Genomic DNA, 16,523 nt, shown 5'->3' with positions numbered 1-16,523 from the left:
TAGAGAAGCAGCTTTTTTCTATTCTATTCAGAAAACAGTTGGGCCCAATGCTGATTATATGTGCCATCATAGCCAAGTCCCATGTACTTAATATCCGGCAGAAGCATTGCAGCCCTGTGGCCGGGAGAATTGAGCCAGTCATAAAAGGCCTGATCTACGGTTAACCGGTATATGCTAGGCTTAGCAAACATAGTTTCTAAGTTTTCGTATATATGAGTATAAACCACATACTCTCCTAAACCAACATCCTCTAAAACGGTTTCGACCTCCCTACCGTCAAGCCGAGAATGAGGTTTCCATCCTTGAGCCTCTAGGTTTTCAAAGGCCTGCAAAGTGAGAGCGTCTTTTGCAGCAATGCCTGTTTCTTTGGCCCTTAGTTCAGCAGCTTCGGAAAGTATAGGAGAAAGCTCAAGAGGGTTTAACCCATTCTTGGCCCGCAGCTCATTAACGAGCTGTAGGAGTCGTTGTTCATCAGCTGACGCCGCACGGTTTTTTTCTCTAAAGCCTTGTGGTAATTAGCAACCTGCATTTGAGGCATCCGGCGCATAATCTGAGTCACTAAAGGCTTTTCTTTAGCTGGTAGGCTTCCATATACAGCATTTAAGCTTATGACAAATTGGACCTCTTCTTCATTTAACTGGGGCTTTTGGCTTAATTTCGCTAAGCGCTGGAAATTTCCTGAAGCCCGAGCTTCTATGCTCTCAGTTTTGGGGGAAGCCGCAAAGGCTTCTGTATAAGCCGGGATTGCAAGGGCTGTCATAACAAGGCTAGCAGATAGAGTAATGGTTACAAGTTTTCGTTTCATGTCTGAATTTCATCCCTCCAATTTTAAGCAACAAACAATAATAATGTTTTAAGGCAAACAGAGAGGGGCTTTTCCATAAAATCAATATAATATAAATGTTGACCTAAAACAATTAAATAATCACGAGGTTATAATTCGTAGGATTAATATAATAATATGTGGTTGGCGGTTGTTTTTTTGGAATAAAACCATAAAAATAATACGGATAATCATTGATACTAAACTATTAACATGGTAATATGTATATACAGGATGCCGTTATCAAGCGCCTCGTAAAACCCTGCCTTTAGGTATGGGGAGGCTCAGGAGGCATCTGAATTTAAGTAAAGGAGTGTGAGTTAAATGTCTAATGTTAAGGTGGTCAGCAAGAGGATCTTGACGAATAAAAAACTGTCTATCCTTCTTGGTTGTGCCATGATTGCAGGTTTAGTACTGGCGATTGGCCTGCTTTTCCCTGATATGGCTCTTGCAGCTAATCCGGGTGATGCTATTCAAAAAGGTGTCAAGCAAGGCTCCGGCGCTATTTGGCGAATCATGACTGCTGTCGTTGTCTCGGTTGCCGCTGTTTTATTTGCTTGGAATATTTTCCGGGCTATTTTCGGCGGTGAAAGAAGCATGGAATCAGCTAAGCGGAACATCTTTACCATCATTATTGTTATCGCTCTTGTTCTCTTGGCCCCCGTTATCGTTCAACAAATCGGTGGCTGGTTTGGCAAAGGGTCTGACGGAGGCGTATTCGGATGCGTACCAATGCTATTAATGATGTGATCTCCACTAGACGCTTAAAATTATTTCTTGCTTTCAGTCTTGTAGGGCTTGTTTCTTTAGCCCTATTTCTCCCGGATAGTGCTTTTGCAGCCTCCTTTTCAGGTACAGCTGAGAGCGGCGTGTCATGGGACCTATCAAAGTATAAAGATATGATGGGTGGCGTATACAGAATTGCTATGTATATCCTCTTCCCTGTGGCAGCCGTTTCATTGGCTGCTGCTGCTTTTATGATGATTGCCGGGGATGAACAGTCGGTGGCTAAGGGTAAAAAACAGGCGTTTATAACGCTATTTACAATTGCAGCCCTCTTGCTTCTGCCGTCAGTTCTCAACTTCGGCGTATCTACCGGTTCTTCTCACGGCTGGAAGCCAAGTATGCAAAGCGCAGAGGACTTTAAGAAAGCTAACCTACCGGACTTCTCAACAGATAAGGGAGAAGGTGGTAAGACTTCAGAAACGGGCGGTAAAAAGGCAGCAGGTAATAAGGAAGCAGATGGGGTAAAGCGGATAAAAGCTCAGGAGGAACGAGGTGATAGCCTATGATGAATACTATCCTTTCTTGGATTGCTGAAGCCATAAGTGACCTCTTAGGTGCCATCATCAAAGCCTTCCTTGGCATGATGCAGATGAATCTAGGTGTTATCGCCGGCTTCTTTCCGGGCCTTATAACCGGCTATCGGATGTTTCAGGCCATTGCTATAGGCTTAACACTAGCCATTGCTATTTGGCAGCTCTTTAAGTTTTTTGGTGGGCAGCTGACAGAAGTCAAAGATACGCCTATCCGGATTCTTATCCGGACAGCTATTGCCGGCTGGCTTATCTTCTTTGGTGGCTACTTCATAGACTTAATTGTCAATATCGCTCAGATACCCTACGAGGCCTTTAGTGATGTTAAAGCCCTAGAAAGTGTCACGTCACCATTTGAATTTGATGATTTTGATATCGTTCAGGTCCTTTTTGGGACAAGCATTGCCTTGGGTGAGTCGGGAGCAATACTCGCCTACCTTTTCTTTGTTTTCTTGGTAGGTTGGAACCTGCTCAAACTCATGCTAGAAATTGTTGAGCGGTATCTAATGGTAGCTGTCTTAGCTTTCACCGCTCCACTCTTTTACTCAACCTTTTCTTCTCAGTCCACTTCCGGGATTTTCAAGAAGTTTCTGGGGATGTTCTTCGGCCAGTGTGCCATCCTATCTGTTTCCGCTTGGATGCTCAAGGTCATTATTTCAGGCCTTGCCGGCCTCACAGCAGATGCAGAAGGGATGATTTTCCACGTTATCTTCATCCTAGCTATGTGTAAAATAGCCCAACGGGTAGACACCTATATGCAGAGTCTTGGCATTGGTGTGGCCCTAACCGGTGAAAACATCCTAGATGATGTGGTCGCTGGTAGTCGTATGCTTAGAGGCATGGGAGGCAATAGAGGTGGAGGAGATAGAAAAGAAACCTTGGGCGCCAATACAACTGGTAGCCTATCACGTTTTGGTGGTGTCTTCGGTGCTGCATCTAATGCGACTCAACGGATGTTCCAACGGAGCGCTCAAGGGGAAGGCTTCTTAGGTACTCTTAATCCTAAGCAGATTGGTAAGGATGCCTTAGAAGGAGCCGGGCCTGTTGGTCGGGCAGCCTTAGGTCAGCTTGAAAATCGCAAGGCTGGCATTAGCGATAACAATCCTTTAGCCGGCAAGTTTAACGTAACAGATGCCTACAACAAAAAGGCTGCTGAGGCTGAAGAAAACAAGACCAATACAACTAATGCAGATAACACAGCTCAGGCGCCGGATCCTAATGGCGAAATTAAGTATCAGGACCCGTCTCAAGCTAAAGATGCAGATGGGATTGCTGCCGGTGCTGCAAAACTATTTGATGAAGAAGATAATCCGGCAGAAGGCGCTGAGAAACTCTTTGAAGAAGAGAACAAAGAAACGCCTCAAGTATCTGCTAATGCTGGTATCGTCAAAGATGACGAGGGCCAAACTGCTCTTAATGATGAAGCTAAGAAGTATGGCTTGTCTTGGGATAATAACCATGCTAATAAGCAAGAAGGGGAAAGGGCCAACCAGATTGAAGGGGACTCCCACAATGTTGGCGCCTTTATGGCTGCTCGTGTTGCAGCCGGAGAGAACCCAGAAGACTTGCAGGCTGCGCTAACAGAAACAGCAACAAACGGCTCTCCCGCCGCAGCAGAAGAAGCCCTTATGCAGCCTGACTATAACCTAAAGGGTAATGATCAGGTTATGAGTGCCATGGTAAGCAATTCCTTCGATACACAAGAAATCGTTGGTGATGACGGAGGCGGAACCATCAGCAATGTAACCGCCACTACAGGCGAGGTAGAGGGCGCTAGACAAGTAACCTTCGATTATACAGACGCAGATGGCAATACCAGCAGCTATGAAATTATTAACTCAGGAGCCATCTATAAGGATGAAAACGGACATAATGTAACCAAAGAAATCTATCAAAAACCCGGTGTACTGAAGCAAATTCGCTCTCGGGGGACTGGGGCAAATTACTATGTTCGTAAGGTGGATGTTGGCCAATCACAAATGGGTGTCAGTACCTCCGGTGGTACGAGAACAGTACAGGCCCCAAGACCGGTACAAGTGTCTAAACCTACTATAACTCAGAGCAATATGCCTAAGCCTAAAGGTTTTAGACAGCCTATCAATAAAAAAAGCAACACCAATTCTCTAGGGAAACCTAATAAAGGTAATCTCGGTAAGAAGAATTAGTATTGCTTTAGATCTATAGCTAACCGCTGACAAGCCGGAGCCTAAGCGCTTCGGCTTTTTTCAAAGGAGGTGGATTATGTCAGAGCAAGATAAAAGTTTTGTTGACTCCACAATAGATGACGCTAAAAGAGCTAAGGGCGCCGTAAAGATGGGGAAAAATACAGCCAAGGGCGCTAAAAAGCTATTCGGTGCTAAACAGGCCGGAAGGGCTGTTGCTTCTAAAGGCGCAGGAGCGGCCATAGGTGGCCCTTTAGGACTTCTGTTAACCAGTAAAAAAGCTAGGAAGGTTTCAGCCTTTGCTATTTCTTGCTTAATCACTATTATGGTTGTCTTCCTGTATGCCTTGCCTACTTCCGGTTTTGAGGCCACAGAATCCTATTTCGAGGCCTTTGCAGAGGAATACCAAGCTAGAGTATACAGCAGCACCGGCAACGTAAAAGTTGCCAAAGTTACTGAAGGTTTTAAGATGGGTTCTAAGGTAGCTAAGGATATCTTTGCTTCAGTCCTCAAGTTGAATGACAATGATGTGGATCCGCAAAGTAAGGATGGTACTGAGCTGTTGGTGGTACACAACGAAAAAGCTCAAAAAGAGACGATTAAGGAAAAGATGGAGGTTTGCCGGAAAAAGGTCGATAAACGGGGAGATGATATTAAAGAGGCTATAGATGATAACGAAGGAGCCATAAAAAAAGCTATAGAAGCTAAGGTCTCTGCACAAGGGGATTACGACGAGGTTAACGTTAATCTGAACGTCAACAAGTACAACCTATCCGACATGGGGTCTGCTGCTGTGCTAGGCCTCTATATGGTCGGAGAGGCCGGCTCCCTCGATAAGGTGCGCCTGTCTTCTGTTGCTAAGTGGCTTGGCTATTACGGCGAAAAGCAGGCAGAAAAAAGAACGACCTCTTTCGATATTTACGGCGTCCCCTGCAAGGTAAAAACATGGACCGGGACGTATTTACCCCAGTACCTTTTAGAGCAGCAAAAGCAGGAGAGACATAAGTACAGAAACTACTTTAGAAATAAAAATAAAGGTGTTCCGAAAAAAGACCGGAAGCATACCATGATTGACTACTCAGCCTATTCCGGAGCAGCAACGGACCTCATTGTTAAAGCCAAGGTGCCTAAACCGGAAGAGTGGGATATTACCACCTACACCGAAACAGATGAAGATGGCAACAGCAGAACCATTGCAGAGGTTAACGTGAATATTGACGTTACGCCTAGAGACCTCCCTGAGATTGCAGACCTTATGGGTCTATGGATTGGTAACTTAAAAGAGGACCAATCTGAAGCTATTTCTAAGCTCAGTGTTAATATGGTTGGCGCTTCAGGCTTTGGGATTGATATGGGTGAGTATGGGTTCCTTTCTGGTGAGTGTATTCCTAGTGTGGTTAAGGGATATGATCCTCATGGCAGGGGTTATCAGAAACACTGCACCTCCCATGTATTTAACAGAATCTATCAAGTGTCAGGCAAGTCACTTAACCTAGTAATGGGTAATGGTGGCCAATGGGCAGAAAAAGCGCAAGGGTATGGGATGAAAGTTAATCGGTCTAATCCCTTCCCCGGTGCGGCTATGTGTATGCCCGGTAAAGTTGCTGTCTATACCGCCGGTGGGTCCTATGTTAATCCCGGTGGTTATGGTCATGTTGCCTTTGTTGAAAAGGTAGATGATGAAGGAAACGTCTATACTTCAGAATGGTGGGGCTTTGAAAATAATGGCGTCATCCATTACGAAAAGTATACCCCTCAAGAAGCAGCCAAGTGCTACTACATTGATGTTCTTGATTATGTAAGGAAGAATAGGTAGGTGATTTCCTTTGAAGAAAGTTATTTGCAGCTGTCTTGTCTGTTTACTTGCCCTTGCACCTCTCTCTGAGGTTGCATGGGCTACAGATGGGACTGCTAAAAAAGATAGTGTTACTGTTGTCGAGGACGGGTCTTCAGCCAAGAAGGAGGCAAGTAAAACAGAAGCTAAAAAGGAAAAGAAAAAGCCGCCTATGAAGCCTGCGGATGCCTTCCTGTCTAAACGACCGACCGCCAACGGAAAAATGGAAAAGGCCTTTGATGAAGATATAGACGAACTAAAAAAGGCTAACGAGACCGCCTATGGCTGGGAGGATGACCTTGGTAAAATCCGGTACTGGAAAACAGAAATCGGTGGCAAGGATATGGTTGACTTTGAACGCCAAGCAGGTTGGCAGGAAGAGTTTTTAGGTGACCTCCTTGAAACCACTAGCCAACACCTAGACCTGCAAGGGGGTGGTCGGGCTGGAAATAAAAAATCCGGTGCTGCTGAGGTGGTTACTATGGCGATTAGCGAAGTAGGAACAAAAGAAGAACCGCCCGGAAGCGGCATTAATAAGTACACCAAGTGGTTCTTTGGTAAAGAAGTAGAGGAAAAGAAGCCTTGGAGTACGATCTTCATTAGCTACCTCATGAATAAGAATAAGCTAGATAAGGATGGCTTTTGGAAAAAAACTGCTAGTCAAGCTGCTGCCTATAAAAATCTCACCGGGACATTAGGCTTTAAGACCTATAGCCTAGATCAATTAGAAAACTTTGGCGGCAATGCCTACAAGGCTAAACAGGGTGACCTCCTATTCTTTGGAGACCATATCGGTCTTGTAACCAGTACGAACTCCAGCCTAGATATTGTCGTTGGTGACTATGACGGCGAGGTAAAAAAACTATCTGTTAAAAAAGATGATGAAGAATTTAAAGACGCTGAACTGGTCGCTATGGAATATCCCAAGTCCGACTATACAGACGGTGACCAAGCACAAAATAAAGAAACCGTATTCCGCTTCTTAACGGATGAAATGGGTTATTCAGCAGCAGCCGCTTGTGGCGTTATGGCCAATATCCAACATGAAAGTGGCTTTGTTGCAGACATTAACGAATTTTCCGGTGGCGGTGGTTACGGGATTTGCCAATGGACCGGTGGTAGACGAACAAGTCTTGTTAACTGGTGCAAGAACAATGGATATTCTGAAAAGACCCTAGAAGGGCAACTTTGGTATCTCAAACACGAAACGGAAGGCACTTACGCTAAGATTAACGAGTATATGCTCCGAATCCCCAATACCGCTGATGGTGCCTATGAAGCCGGTCGCTATTGGTGCGCAAAATGGGAAAGACCCCTTGATCAGATTGGTCAGCCCCGGTCAAGAGGGCAGATGGCTAAAAGTAAATATTGGCCAACCTTTGGGCGGTGATTGAGGCATGGGTGGAGATAAAAACCAACAAAAAAGAAGCGTTTTTGGTATCGTTATATTTACTCAAATTGTAGCTGTTTACTTTTCCCTTGTCCTAGCGAGTATTTTCTTTTGGCAGGAACAGACCTATAATCCATTTAAGTTAATGGCTTATTGCCGGATTGAGGGATTTCCCTTCCGCATATTTACCATTCTTGAGGTGCTGCTCCTTGGTTTCATGATCTATGGTTTCTATGATTTCCGAGTGAAATATTCAAGCGATCTCCTAGGGCGGAATTTTAGGCTACCGAAAGAACGCAACTCTTACGGCGAAAGCCACTTTGAAACGCCCGAGGAATTTAAAAAGGCAGCCCTTGTACAAAAGCCTGAAGATGCTTACGGAACCATTTACGGACAAATGGATAAGAGTGGTAAAGAGTTAATCAATCGCCGGATGGATAGCGTTAACCGTCTTAACTCCCACATAGCGGTAGTTGGTGCCAGTGGTACAGGTAAGACATATACCTTTACTAAAAACTTTATCTTTCAAGCAGTTAAACGGTGTGAATCTTTAATTTTAACGGACCCTGACGGGGGTCTTTTTAGGGATACAGCTGGCTACCTCGAAGATAATGGGTATATTGTTAGGCGCCTTGATCTAACAAAGTTGTGGCTATCTGATGGATGGGACTGCATGAAATCCATTAAGCCCGAATCAGTAGAGTTGGATGCTCAGTTTTTTGCCCAGACCGTCATCTCTAACGTCAGTGACGATATGACCAGTATCTATTCAACTGGTCCGCTTTCTCTTTTAAAAGCTTTGGTGCTAAGAGTATTTTTAGGGCCGGACTTTAAGACAAAGGATATTAGTACAGTCTATGGGTTAATACAAAATGAGGGAGGAGAGGCTTACTTGGATAAGCTTTTCGACCCGGACTACATGCCAATTGAGGCAAGACCGGCTCTGGGTCCATACCTCTCCTTTAAGCAGGGGTCTCCTAATTTGCGAGGTAACTTAATTACAAATCTGGCCACGCAACTACAAATTTTACAATCCGGGACAGTAGGCTCAGTACTTTCCCAAGACGATATTGACCTTGAGCTTCCAGGCAAAGAACTCTGTGCCTACTATTGTATTTTTCCGGATTCGCACGACACCTATAGGTTCATAACCTCTCTCTTTTTCTCTATGCTGACCACTCGTTTAGTTAGTTTAGCTGATGAGCAGGAGGCGAACGAATATCACGGTGCCGGGGAGTTGCCTGTGCCGGTTAACTTTCTGTTAGATGAATTTCCATCTATTGGTATGTTACCGGACTGGGATAGAAAAATGTCTAATATCCGAAAAAGACGTATTAATGCTACGATGATTTTTCAGGATATTACCCAGCTGCAAAACCTGTATCCTAATACCTGGGTAACCATTTTAGCCAACTGTTCTACCATGATTTCACTAGGGATTAATGACCAATATACGTCAGACCTTTTTACAAAAAGGCTAGGAAACATGACCGTAGAAGCTAAGACAGATCAGTATATGCGAGACTTCAGTAGGAGTATGATGGGGATGACCGGTATGGATACGCATAGTCGCTCCTCAATTGGCGAGGGACGCAGAGCTCTGCTGTCGCTAGACGAACTTTTTAAGGTAGATGAGGACAGACTTCTTATCGTCTTTCAAGGGCATGATCCGATTCTTGCATACAAATATCCTCACGTCTTGCATCCGGAAGCGAAGAAGCTTAGAAAGATTTATCAGGCAGACCTTGCCCCTTTTTGGGATACTGAGGCTCGTAAACACAGAAAGGAAAAAGAGCGGGTTCGGTTAGAGGAATACTATAAAACCCACCCTAGGGCCTTTGAAGTAGACCGGAGTTATGAACAATCGGGACTGGGTGATGTAGGTGCTTCTGCTGTTAATAAGCTAAATGAAATAAAAGAAGAGCTGGTCAGTCGCTTCATATCAGACCCAACTAAGAGCGAAAAATCGGCTCAATTTGAGGCGAAAAAGAGCTTCGAGGGGGATAGGTCTATAACTGATTTTAAGGAATGGATGGGTGAGATCAAACCACTAAACACAGGAAGTGTTGGTGCGAGTTCTAACTCTCAGTCCGAAGAAAAAGAAAGAGCAGCTTCACCTGAAGAACCTAAAGTGCTTAAAGAAGAAGTTAAAGAATCGGATAAAAAATTTGAGGGAGAGAGAACGCCTCTAATCAAAAAAGATAAGCCGGACTCAAAACAAAGATTAGGTTTTGGATTCGCTTTAAGCAAGAAAAATGTAGAAGAAAAGGAGGGTGCAAAAGAAAAAAAACAACAAACTATGCAAGAAGAGCAGCTTCCAAAGAAGAAAAAGATAAGTTTTACAACAGATAATCGGGAGGCTAAGTCTTCTGAAATTAGCAATCCCTTTGGAATTAATTGATATAGAAGAGGTAGCTTTTTAGCTGCCTCTTTTTTATCATCATGGGACTTGACGAACATAGGATATATCCTATAAAATAAAGCTGTAAGGAGTGAATGATGAGCAATTTTACTGTTGAATTTTTCGAAAAAGAGGACGGGAACTGCCCAGCAGAAGATTTTATTTTGTCGCTAGATATCAAGATGAGGGCGAAAGCGTTTAGAACTCTAGAGCTTTTAGAGCTAAAGGGGAACTTTCTCAGGGAACCCTATTCAAAGCATCTAGAGGATGGCATCTTTGAATTAAGAATTAAGCAGAGTAGTAATATCGCTAGGGTGTTGTACTTTTTTGTTGTTGGGAATAGAGTAATACTAACAAACGGTTTTATAAAAAAAACTCAAAAGACGCCCACTGAAGAAATAGAGATTTCAAAACAGCGCAGAAAAGAATTCAAACAAAGAAGTGAGAAAAATGACTAAAAATTTTAGAGAAACCCTTAACGAGCAAATGCGAGATCCTGAATTTCAAAACGAGTGGGATAGCCTTGATGTGGAGTTTCAAATTATTAAAGCAATGCTTGACGGACGATCTGAGCAGCAGGTGACGCAGAGTGAATTATCTCGCTTGACTGGTATTGCACAGGGGGATATTAGTAAAATAGAAAATGGAAGTGCAAACCCTTCAGTAAAGACATTAAGCAGACTGGCGAGTGGATTAGGTAAAAAGCTAAAGATTACTTTTGAAAAAAGTTTATAGGTGAATATAAAAATAGAAGAGGTAGCTTTTTAGCTGCCTCTTTTTTGTTAAATCAAGATAATATTAGAATAGCAAGACGTTGAACATAAACAATAAACGTGGTATCATGTCTTTAGTTAGTGTTGCCTTTAAACCCTTAAAGAAAGGAAGAGTTTTTATGCCAAAAGAAGAACAAAAAAACCTAGAAAGAAACGAACCTACTATCCGAAATATCAGACGAGAGGGCCGGGCGAGAGCAGCCTTTCAGCAGGAATTTATTACCAAGTGGAACGCTGTTTTGTCTGCTCAAAAGTACGGAGAATTTTTATATGGGACCGTATCGAGCGTAACGACTTTCTCTGCTGGAGATGCGAGTTGTGCTGCCCTAGAAGTTTTAGTAGACGGGACAATTAAAGCGACTATTCCCTTTTCAGAAATCTTTAGAGATGGAGAGGACGTTCTCAATTTAAAGGCTGCAGATACCTCAACTGAAAAAGGTAAAAAGGAAATTTTAAACCGTCAAAAGGCTTTTTGTGAAAGACTTTATGGCTTGGAAGTCCCCTTCCTTGTTAAAGAAACCTATGCCGACAGGGCTGGCGATTTAGACCTGCCAAACGACTATTTCATCTTAGGGTCAAGAAAAGATGCCCTCCTTGAAATGGAGAAGGGGAACTTTGATCCCGACCACCCTCGGATTTTAGAAAATGACCTCGTTAATGCGACTGTCGTTTCAGTCAGCTACCGGGGACTTGTGGTCAACGTGGAAGGGGTAGACGTTCGTATTCCCAGTAACCGGGTCACCGGCCGCTACTTAGAAAACTTTAATGAGTTAGAAAACTTGTATCAGGTGGGGGATGAGATTCCGGTTATTATTACGGACGTAAGCCAAAATGATAAGGGTCAGGTTATTCTTCAAGTTGACTCTAGAGCAGCCCACAACTACCTCAAAAAATCCTACCAAGGAACCCTCCTTAAAGAAGGGCAACAATGCCTTGCGACTATCTCAAATGTCGTGACCAAGGATGCCGGAAAAATTACCGTATTCCTTTATCTTGACCAGTACGATATGTCCGCTTTTACAGGCGTTGTCCCGGCGAGTGCCATTCAAAATGAAGGCTTGAGGGCCGGTGATGTTGTCCGAGTAACAGTCATTGGCTTTACTGATGACGGCATGGTCTATGTTCGTATTCGGTCTATGCACAAGAGGGCTGGCAGAACGCTAAGATGAGAAAGGGGTGTTTCCATTGATTCAAGATGAGCAGCCCAATGTCTATAACATTCCAGAAAATTTTATTGATGAGTCACGTATTATCAAGGGCCTTTTTAAGACAAGAAACTTCATAGAGGGGGCTTTAATGGCCCTCTTTGTGGCCCTCTTTGCTTGGTTTATCCCAATTGAAAATATCAACATCCGCCTCTTTGCTATTGTCGCCTTGTGTATGCCTTTTTTCCTTATTGGCTATCACGGATTTAACGGAGATCCATTCTCTGTTGCAGTTAGTAATGCCTACTCATGGCTACAAAACCGTGGCGTTATGCTTTATAACTCCCGGACACAGGCCCTTGCCAAGGCTCCATTAGATGCCATGATGGAAAGCGAAGTCCTGCAAGATAAGCTTGTAGACGCTTGGGACACCGCTATTGAAAACAGACGTAGAAGAATGGCAGCCAAGCCCTTAATCGAAGGGGAAACATTTGAATTTGCAGATGACGAGGAATTATTTGGCATTTATGCAGACAGCAAACAAATGAAAGGCGTTGGCGTGTACGACATTAACGAACCGGCAAGTCTTCTGAGTGTTGGTCACTTACAGCGAGAAAAAAACAGAAAGGAGTAGGTTGGTATGGGTGTAAAACTTCCTTCTCTCAAGGAACAGAAAAAACGATTTACCCGGCCTAAAAAGGAAAGGCCAACTAATAAAAGGCAAGAACTTGAACAGATTATTAGTACCCAGTCCTTTTCTCCTATTCGAGACGTTAAGGACGGAATCATCATCACAAAAGATGGCCGCTTTGTTAAGTTAATGGAGGTCATGCCCATTAACTTTAGCTTGCGGTCTTATAGTGAACAGGCAAGTATCATTTCCAGTTTTGCTAAAGCCCTGCGCAATATGCCGAGTAATGTTCAATTCAAAGTCGTATCAAAACGAGCAGACGTTAGTCAATTCGTAGACAAAATTAAAAATGAAATGGCCCTAGAAAAAAACAGCCATTGTCAAAGATTGCAACAGGAACAGATCAATTTAATTTCCTCTGTTGGGTCTAGTCAGGGCGTTTCTAGGCGGTTCTTTCTCATTTTTGAGTATGAGCAAAAGGTCGGTTTTCAACACAGACCAACCTTTGATCAGGTCCGCAGGGAACTGGAAAGAGAGGCAAGAAATATCGCCAATGACATTAGCGACTGTGGTAATGAAGTCGTTTCTGTCAGCGATTCTGATGAATACATTTTAGAAGTTTTGTATTCCATTATGAGCCGGAGTGAATCCTCTATTCGGTCTGCAAGGGACCGGGAGTATGAAGTCTTAGGTCGGTATGCTGCCGGCAATATGGATTTCACTCGAAAGGATTTACATATCCCTGTGAACGATTTTATTGCACCCAACCTTATAGATGACCGTTCCAGTCCAAGGTATTTGGTGGTAGATGACCTCTTCTATATGTACTGCTATATCCCCGGCGGTTCTTATCCAATCCGAGCCTTAGGTGGCTGGATGCTCCTCCTAATTAACATGGGCGAGGGCGTTGACGTAGATTTTTGGATTAAAAAAGAAAACGTAGCAACCACACAAAGAAAGCTACAGTACCGCTTACGTTGGAATAAGGTTCGCATGAGAGAAACCGAGGACACCTCTCAAGACTTTGAAGACTTGCATGGGGCCATTGAATCCGGTTACTACCTAAAAAGCGGCCTGTCAGCAGGGGAAGACTTCTGCTATATGGCAACCCTTATTACCATTACCGGGCATAGCCTACAGGAAATTAATTACAAATACGAGGCCATCAAACGCCATTGTATTAGAAACGATATCCGGATTAAACCTTGCCATTTCCAGCAGTTGGAAGCGTGGCAATCTTCCCTTCCAATTTGTAAATGTGACCCCGGCATTTGGGCCAAGGGCAGAAGAAATGGCCTGACAAGAGACCTTGCTTCAGCCTATCCCTTTGTCAGTTATGAATTGGCAGACGAGAACGGGATCCTCTTAGGGGCTAACTCCAACAACGGGTCCTTGGTCTTTGTTGATGTCTTTGACACTTCAAAATACAACAACGCTAACATTGCTATCTTAGGTTCTTCCGGGTCAGGGAAAACGTATACGCTTCAATGTATGGCCCTTAGAATGAGACAAAAACAAGTCCAAGTCTTTATCATTGCCCCCTTAAAAGGGATTGAATTTGAAAGAGCCTGTGCTGCTATTGGCGGTTCTTTTATCCGGATTGCTCCCGGTAGTGGGAACAATATTAACATTATGGAGATCCGTAAAAAGACGGAAAGCATTGATGACTACGACACGGACTTTATCCCCGAAGAGTCCATTTTAGTTAAAAAAATCCAACAGCTTCACGCCTTTTTCACTCTGCTTTTAAAGGACATTACCTTTGAAGAGCAACAGCTTTTAGACGAATCTCTGCTTAAAACTTATGCCAAGTTTGGCATCACGCCGGAAAACGATTCCCTCGTTGACCCGGAAACAGGCGAGTATAAAAAGATGCCTATTTTAGGTGACTTGTACGAAACCTTGCGTGAAATGGAGCGGACGGATAGCCGACTGTACGGAGCGCTTACCCGGTATGTCACCGGCTCTGCTAAGAGTTTTAACCAGCCGACTAACGTCAACTTAGACAACAAATACGTTGTCCTAGACGTTTCTTCCCTAACAAAAGAAACCCTCCCCATTGGGATGTTTATTGCCCTTGATTACGCTTGGGATAAGGCGAGAGAGGACCGGACGAAGAAAAAAGTTATCTTCATTGACGAAACATGGCGGCTTGTTGGCCCCGGCTCTTCTGAACTAGCAGCAGAATTTGTCCTTGAAATCTTTAAAGTCATTCGTGGTTACGGTGGTAGTGCTGTCTGTGCGACCCAAGACCTAAACGACTTTTTTGCACTCAAAGACGGGATGTACGGGGCCGGCATTATCAACAACGCTAAGACAAAAATGCTCATGAAAACAGAGCCTAGAGAGGCCTCGGTGGTCGCTCAAGCTATGGACCTAACAAGGGAAGAAGCAGAAGAAATCAAAGGCATTAAGAGAGGGACCTGCCTTCTTGCAGCCAACACTAACCACGTCTTTATAGATATTAAAGCCTCTAAAACAGAGCATGACCTCATCACAACTGACGCTCAAGAGTTAAGAAGATTGGCCCTTGAACGGATGGCCAAGGAGGAACTAATGGAATGATTTACGAGAGCCTGAAAGATAATATAACTGCTCTTGTTGACGCTGTTGGCTTCGTAAAAAAGAAACAAGTTGTTCAGCTTTTCAGCGATCAAGCCGATAAAAATACGGTGGGTCAAGTCATAAAGCAACTCATCCGGCAAGGCACTTTAAGAGAAAAGGAGGGGTCCCTTCTCACGACTGGCAGGGCCATTAAGTTAAACAGTTCAATGCTCAAGAGAAAAATAGATGCCCTGTGGGTCGTTGCTTCTATCGGTAGTCAACAAATCATGGATCTTTCAGAGATCTCATTTCCTAGATGCTTTTTAATCCTACTGGCCAATGGAAAGTCCGTGGAACTTTCAGTCTGCGGTGAATACCAAGAGGCCTACATGGCGCAAAAAAAACACGAATTAGAAAAAATCCGGGGCGGTGATGACGATATGATCTACACCGTCCTAGTGCCAAGTCGTGACCTTGGAGATAGCCTAGAAGACTTTTATTTCAGCAATTTTTGTCTGCTAGATGAAAATAAAAAGCCTTCTTTTTACTTGTGGAAAGGGGAATAGGATTGTCCGACTATAAAGAAGATGAAATCACAGAAAAGATGTTGCAGGCGATAAAATGCTTGCGTATAACAGACAAACTGATCCAAAAAATTGACGACTATGGGCGGCTCTTAGGCCTTGTTCCTAAAGAAAAGCGTATGGAACAAGAGCAAATAAGGCCCACCCTTTATGAATTAAATAGGGAAATTACCAAACTGGTTTATGATGATGACCCCTTCTTTTTTAAAGAAGAAGAGGCTAAAAAATACACAGAAGCTGACTGCTTTTCAATCAAAGGCAGCTTTAAAAAAGATAAGTATTTAATTCAAACGCCCCTTTTGCCATCCATCTATAACAAAAAAACTGGTAAGGTATTTAGCAATCTTTACGTTGATGAAGTAAGCCTTTTCTTGCGCTCCAACGAGAAGAAAATCCCCAAGTTCGATCAAACTAACATAGCAATTATTTCAGTCCGAGGGAACAATAAAATCGGCGTGGACAACGACAATGTAGACAGCAAAGCTATTGTAGATGCGATCGCCTGTTACTTAAAAGGCGGTGATAATCCGAGAAGTTGCAGTTTCTTTTTGGCCTCTATATTTGATGACTTCCTCGAAGAAGGGACCTACTTTATCGTTACAGGGGACTATGCAAAGCCGCCTAATTTAGAAAAAATGCGAGACTGGATATCTGAAATAGAGGAATAAGGATAGGTTTAAAAGATATATTGATAGTTCAATAAAGTGCTACTTTAGATGCAAATAAGCGTATCGTGTCTTCAAATAAGCATCTAGTATGCTCGAAAAACACCTGTGTAAACTGCAAAAAATATAGAGAATCTGAAAACGTCTTTTTTGCAGTAATTTACTCCTGTTTTGCAGGTTGTAAAAGCGCTTTAAATAGCTTATTTCATCTGTTTTATTCAGGGAAAATCGGTCCCTTAATAAAGCGAATTCCTT

At 43.4% G+C, this 16,523-nt stretch carries 15 protein-coding genes; 13 read left to right on the top strand and 2 right to left on the bottom strand.

Annotated features, from left to right (window positions below; all coding sequences use genetic code 11):
• Nucleotides 1-23: 23 nt before the first annotated feature.
• The gene (locus tag ACLGL1_RS07085) at nt 24-398 is read right to left on the bottom strand and encodes a CAP domain-containing protein (protein WP_411008004.1); all 375 of its coding nucleotides are present in this window, start codon (nt 396-398) and stop codon (nt 24-26) included.
• 20 nt (nt 399-418) lie between these two features.
• Nucleotides 419-805 carry a hypothetical protein gene (locus ACLGL1_RS07080; RefSeq protein ID WP_411008002.1) on the bottom strand — a complete coding sequence of 129 codons (387 nt, stop codon included), beginning with the start codon at nt 803-805 and terminating at the stop codon, nt 419-421.
• Between the two features lie 342 nt (nt 806-1,147).
• On the opposite strand from ACLGL1_RS07080, the gene ACLGL1_RS07075 reads away from it, so the two are divergent.
• The 13 genes from ACLGL1_RS07075 (at nt 1,148) to ACLGL1_RS07015 (ending at nt 16,271) form a co-directional block, all read left to right on the top strand.
• A complete protein-coding gene (locus ACLGL1_RS07075; RefSeq protein ID WP_411008001.1) occupies nt 1,148-1,573 on the top strand; it encodes a hypothetical protein in 426 nt (141 codons plus the stop codon).
• Nucleotides 1,546-2,115: a hypothetical protein gene (locus ACLGL1_RS07070; protein WP_411008000.1), complete on the top strand. Its 570-nt coding sequence runs from the start codon at nt 1,546-1,548 to the stop codon at nt 2,113-2,115. Before ACLGL1_RS07075 ends, ACLGL1_RS07070 begins: the two co-directional genes overlap by 28 nt.
• Complete coding sequence (locus ACLGL1_RS07065) at nt 2,112-4,304, top strand: hypothetical protein (protein ID WP_411007999.1); 2,193 nt, start codon at nt 2,112-2,114, stop codon at nt 4,302-4,304. The genes ACLGL1_RS07070 and ACLGL1_RS07065 overlap by 4 nt, the downstream gene beginning before the upstream one ends.
• A gap of 76 nt (nt 4,305-4,380) precedes the next feature.
• Nucleotides 4,381-6,117: a CHAP domain-containing protein gene (locus ACLGL1_RS07060; RefSeq protein ID WP_411007998.1), complete on the top strand. Its 1,737-nt coding sequence runs from the start codon at nt 4,381-4,383 to the stop codon at nt 6,115-6,117.
• A 10-nt stretch (nt 6,118-6,127) separates the two neighbouring features.
• Nucleotides 6,128-7,525, top strand: coding sequence for a phage tail tip lysozyme (locus tag ACLGL1_RS07055; protein WP_411007997.1), 1,398 nt, complete (start codon nt 6,128-6,130; stop codon nt 7,523-7,525).
• A 7-nt stretch (nt 7,526-7,532) separates the two neighbouring features.
• Nucleotides 7,533-9,926 carry a VirD4-like conjugal transfer protein, CD1115 family gene (locus ACLGL1_RS07050; RefSeq protein WP_411007996.1) on the top strand — a complete coding sequence of 798 codons (2,394 nt, stop codon included), beginning with the start codon at nt 7,533-7,535 and terminating at the stop codon, nt 9,924-9,926.
• Between the two features lie 98 nt (nt 9,927-10,024).
• Nucleotides 10,025-10,384: a type II toxin-antitoxin system RelE/ParE family toxin gene (locus ACLGL1_RS07045; RefSeq protein ID WP_411007995.1), complete on the top strand. Its 360-nt coding sequence runs from the start codon at nt 10,025-10,027 to the stop codon at nt 10,382-10,384.
• Nucleotides 10,377-10,661, top strand: a complete 285-nt coding sequence (locus tag ACLGL1_RS07040; protein WP_411007994.1) for a helix-turn-helix domain-containing protein — start codon at nt 10,377-10,379, stop codon at nt 10,659-10,661. Before ACLGL1_RS07045 ends, ACLGL1_RS07040 begins: the two co-directional genes overlap by 8 nt.
• 157 nt (nt 10,662-10,818) lie before the next feature.
• On the top strand, nt 10,819-11,868 hold the full coding sequence (locus tag ACLGL1_RS07035; protein WP_411007993.1) for a hypothetical protein: 1,050 nt from the start codon (nt 10,819-10,821) through the stop codon (nt 11,866-11,868).
• 16 nt (nt 11,869-11,884) lie between these two features.
• Complete coding sequence (locus tag ACLGL1_RS07030; protein ID WP_411007992.1) at nt 11,885-12,478, top strand: hypothetical protein; 594 nt, start codon at nt 11,885-11,887, stop codon at nt 12,476-12,478.
• A 6-nt stretch (nt 12,479-12,484) separates the two neighbouring features.
• Nucleotides 12,485-15,040 (top strand): VirB4 family type IV secretion system protein, encoded by a 2,556-nt coding sequence (locus ACLGL1_RS07025; protein WP_411007991.1) that lies wholly within the window; start codon nt 12,485-12,487, stop codon nt 15,038-15,040.
• Complete coding sequence (locus ACLGL1_RS07020) at nt 15,037-15,585, top strand: DUF5697 family protein (RefSeq protein WP_411007990.1); 549 nt, start codon at nt 15,037-15,039, stop codon at nt 15,583-15,585. Before ACLGL1_RS07025 ends, ACLGL1_RS07020 begins: the two co-directional genes overlap by 4 nt.
• Before the next feature lie 2 nt (nt 15,586-15,587).
• Nucleotides 15,588-16,271 (top strand): hypothetical protein, encoded by a 684-nt coding sequence (locus ACLGL1_RS07015; protein WP_411007989.1) that lies wholly within the window; start codon nt 15,588-15,590, stop codon nt 16,269-16,271.
• The last annotated feature ends 252 nt before the right edge of the window (nt 16,272-16,523 follow it).

The organism is Peptococcus simiae (genome assembly GCF_046569735.1).
In the GTDB taxonomy this organism is placed as follows: Bacteria; Bacillota; Peptococcia; order Peptococcales; family Peptococcaceae; genus Peptococcus; species Peptococcus simiae_A.
The sequence above is the reverse complement of the archived record's forward strand: the minus strand, read 5'-3'. Positions and strand labels throughout refer to the sequence as shown.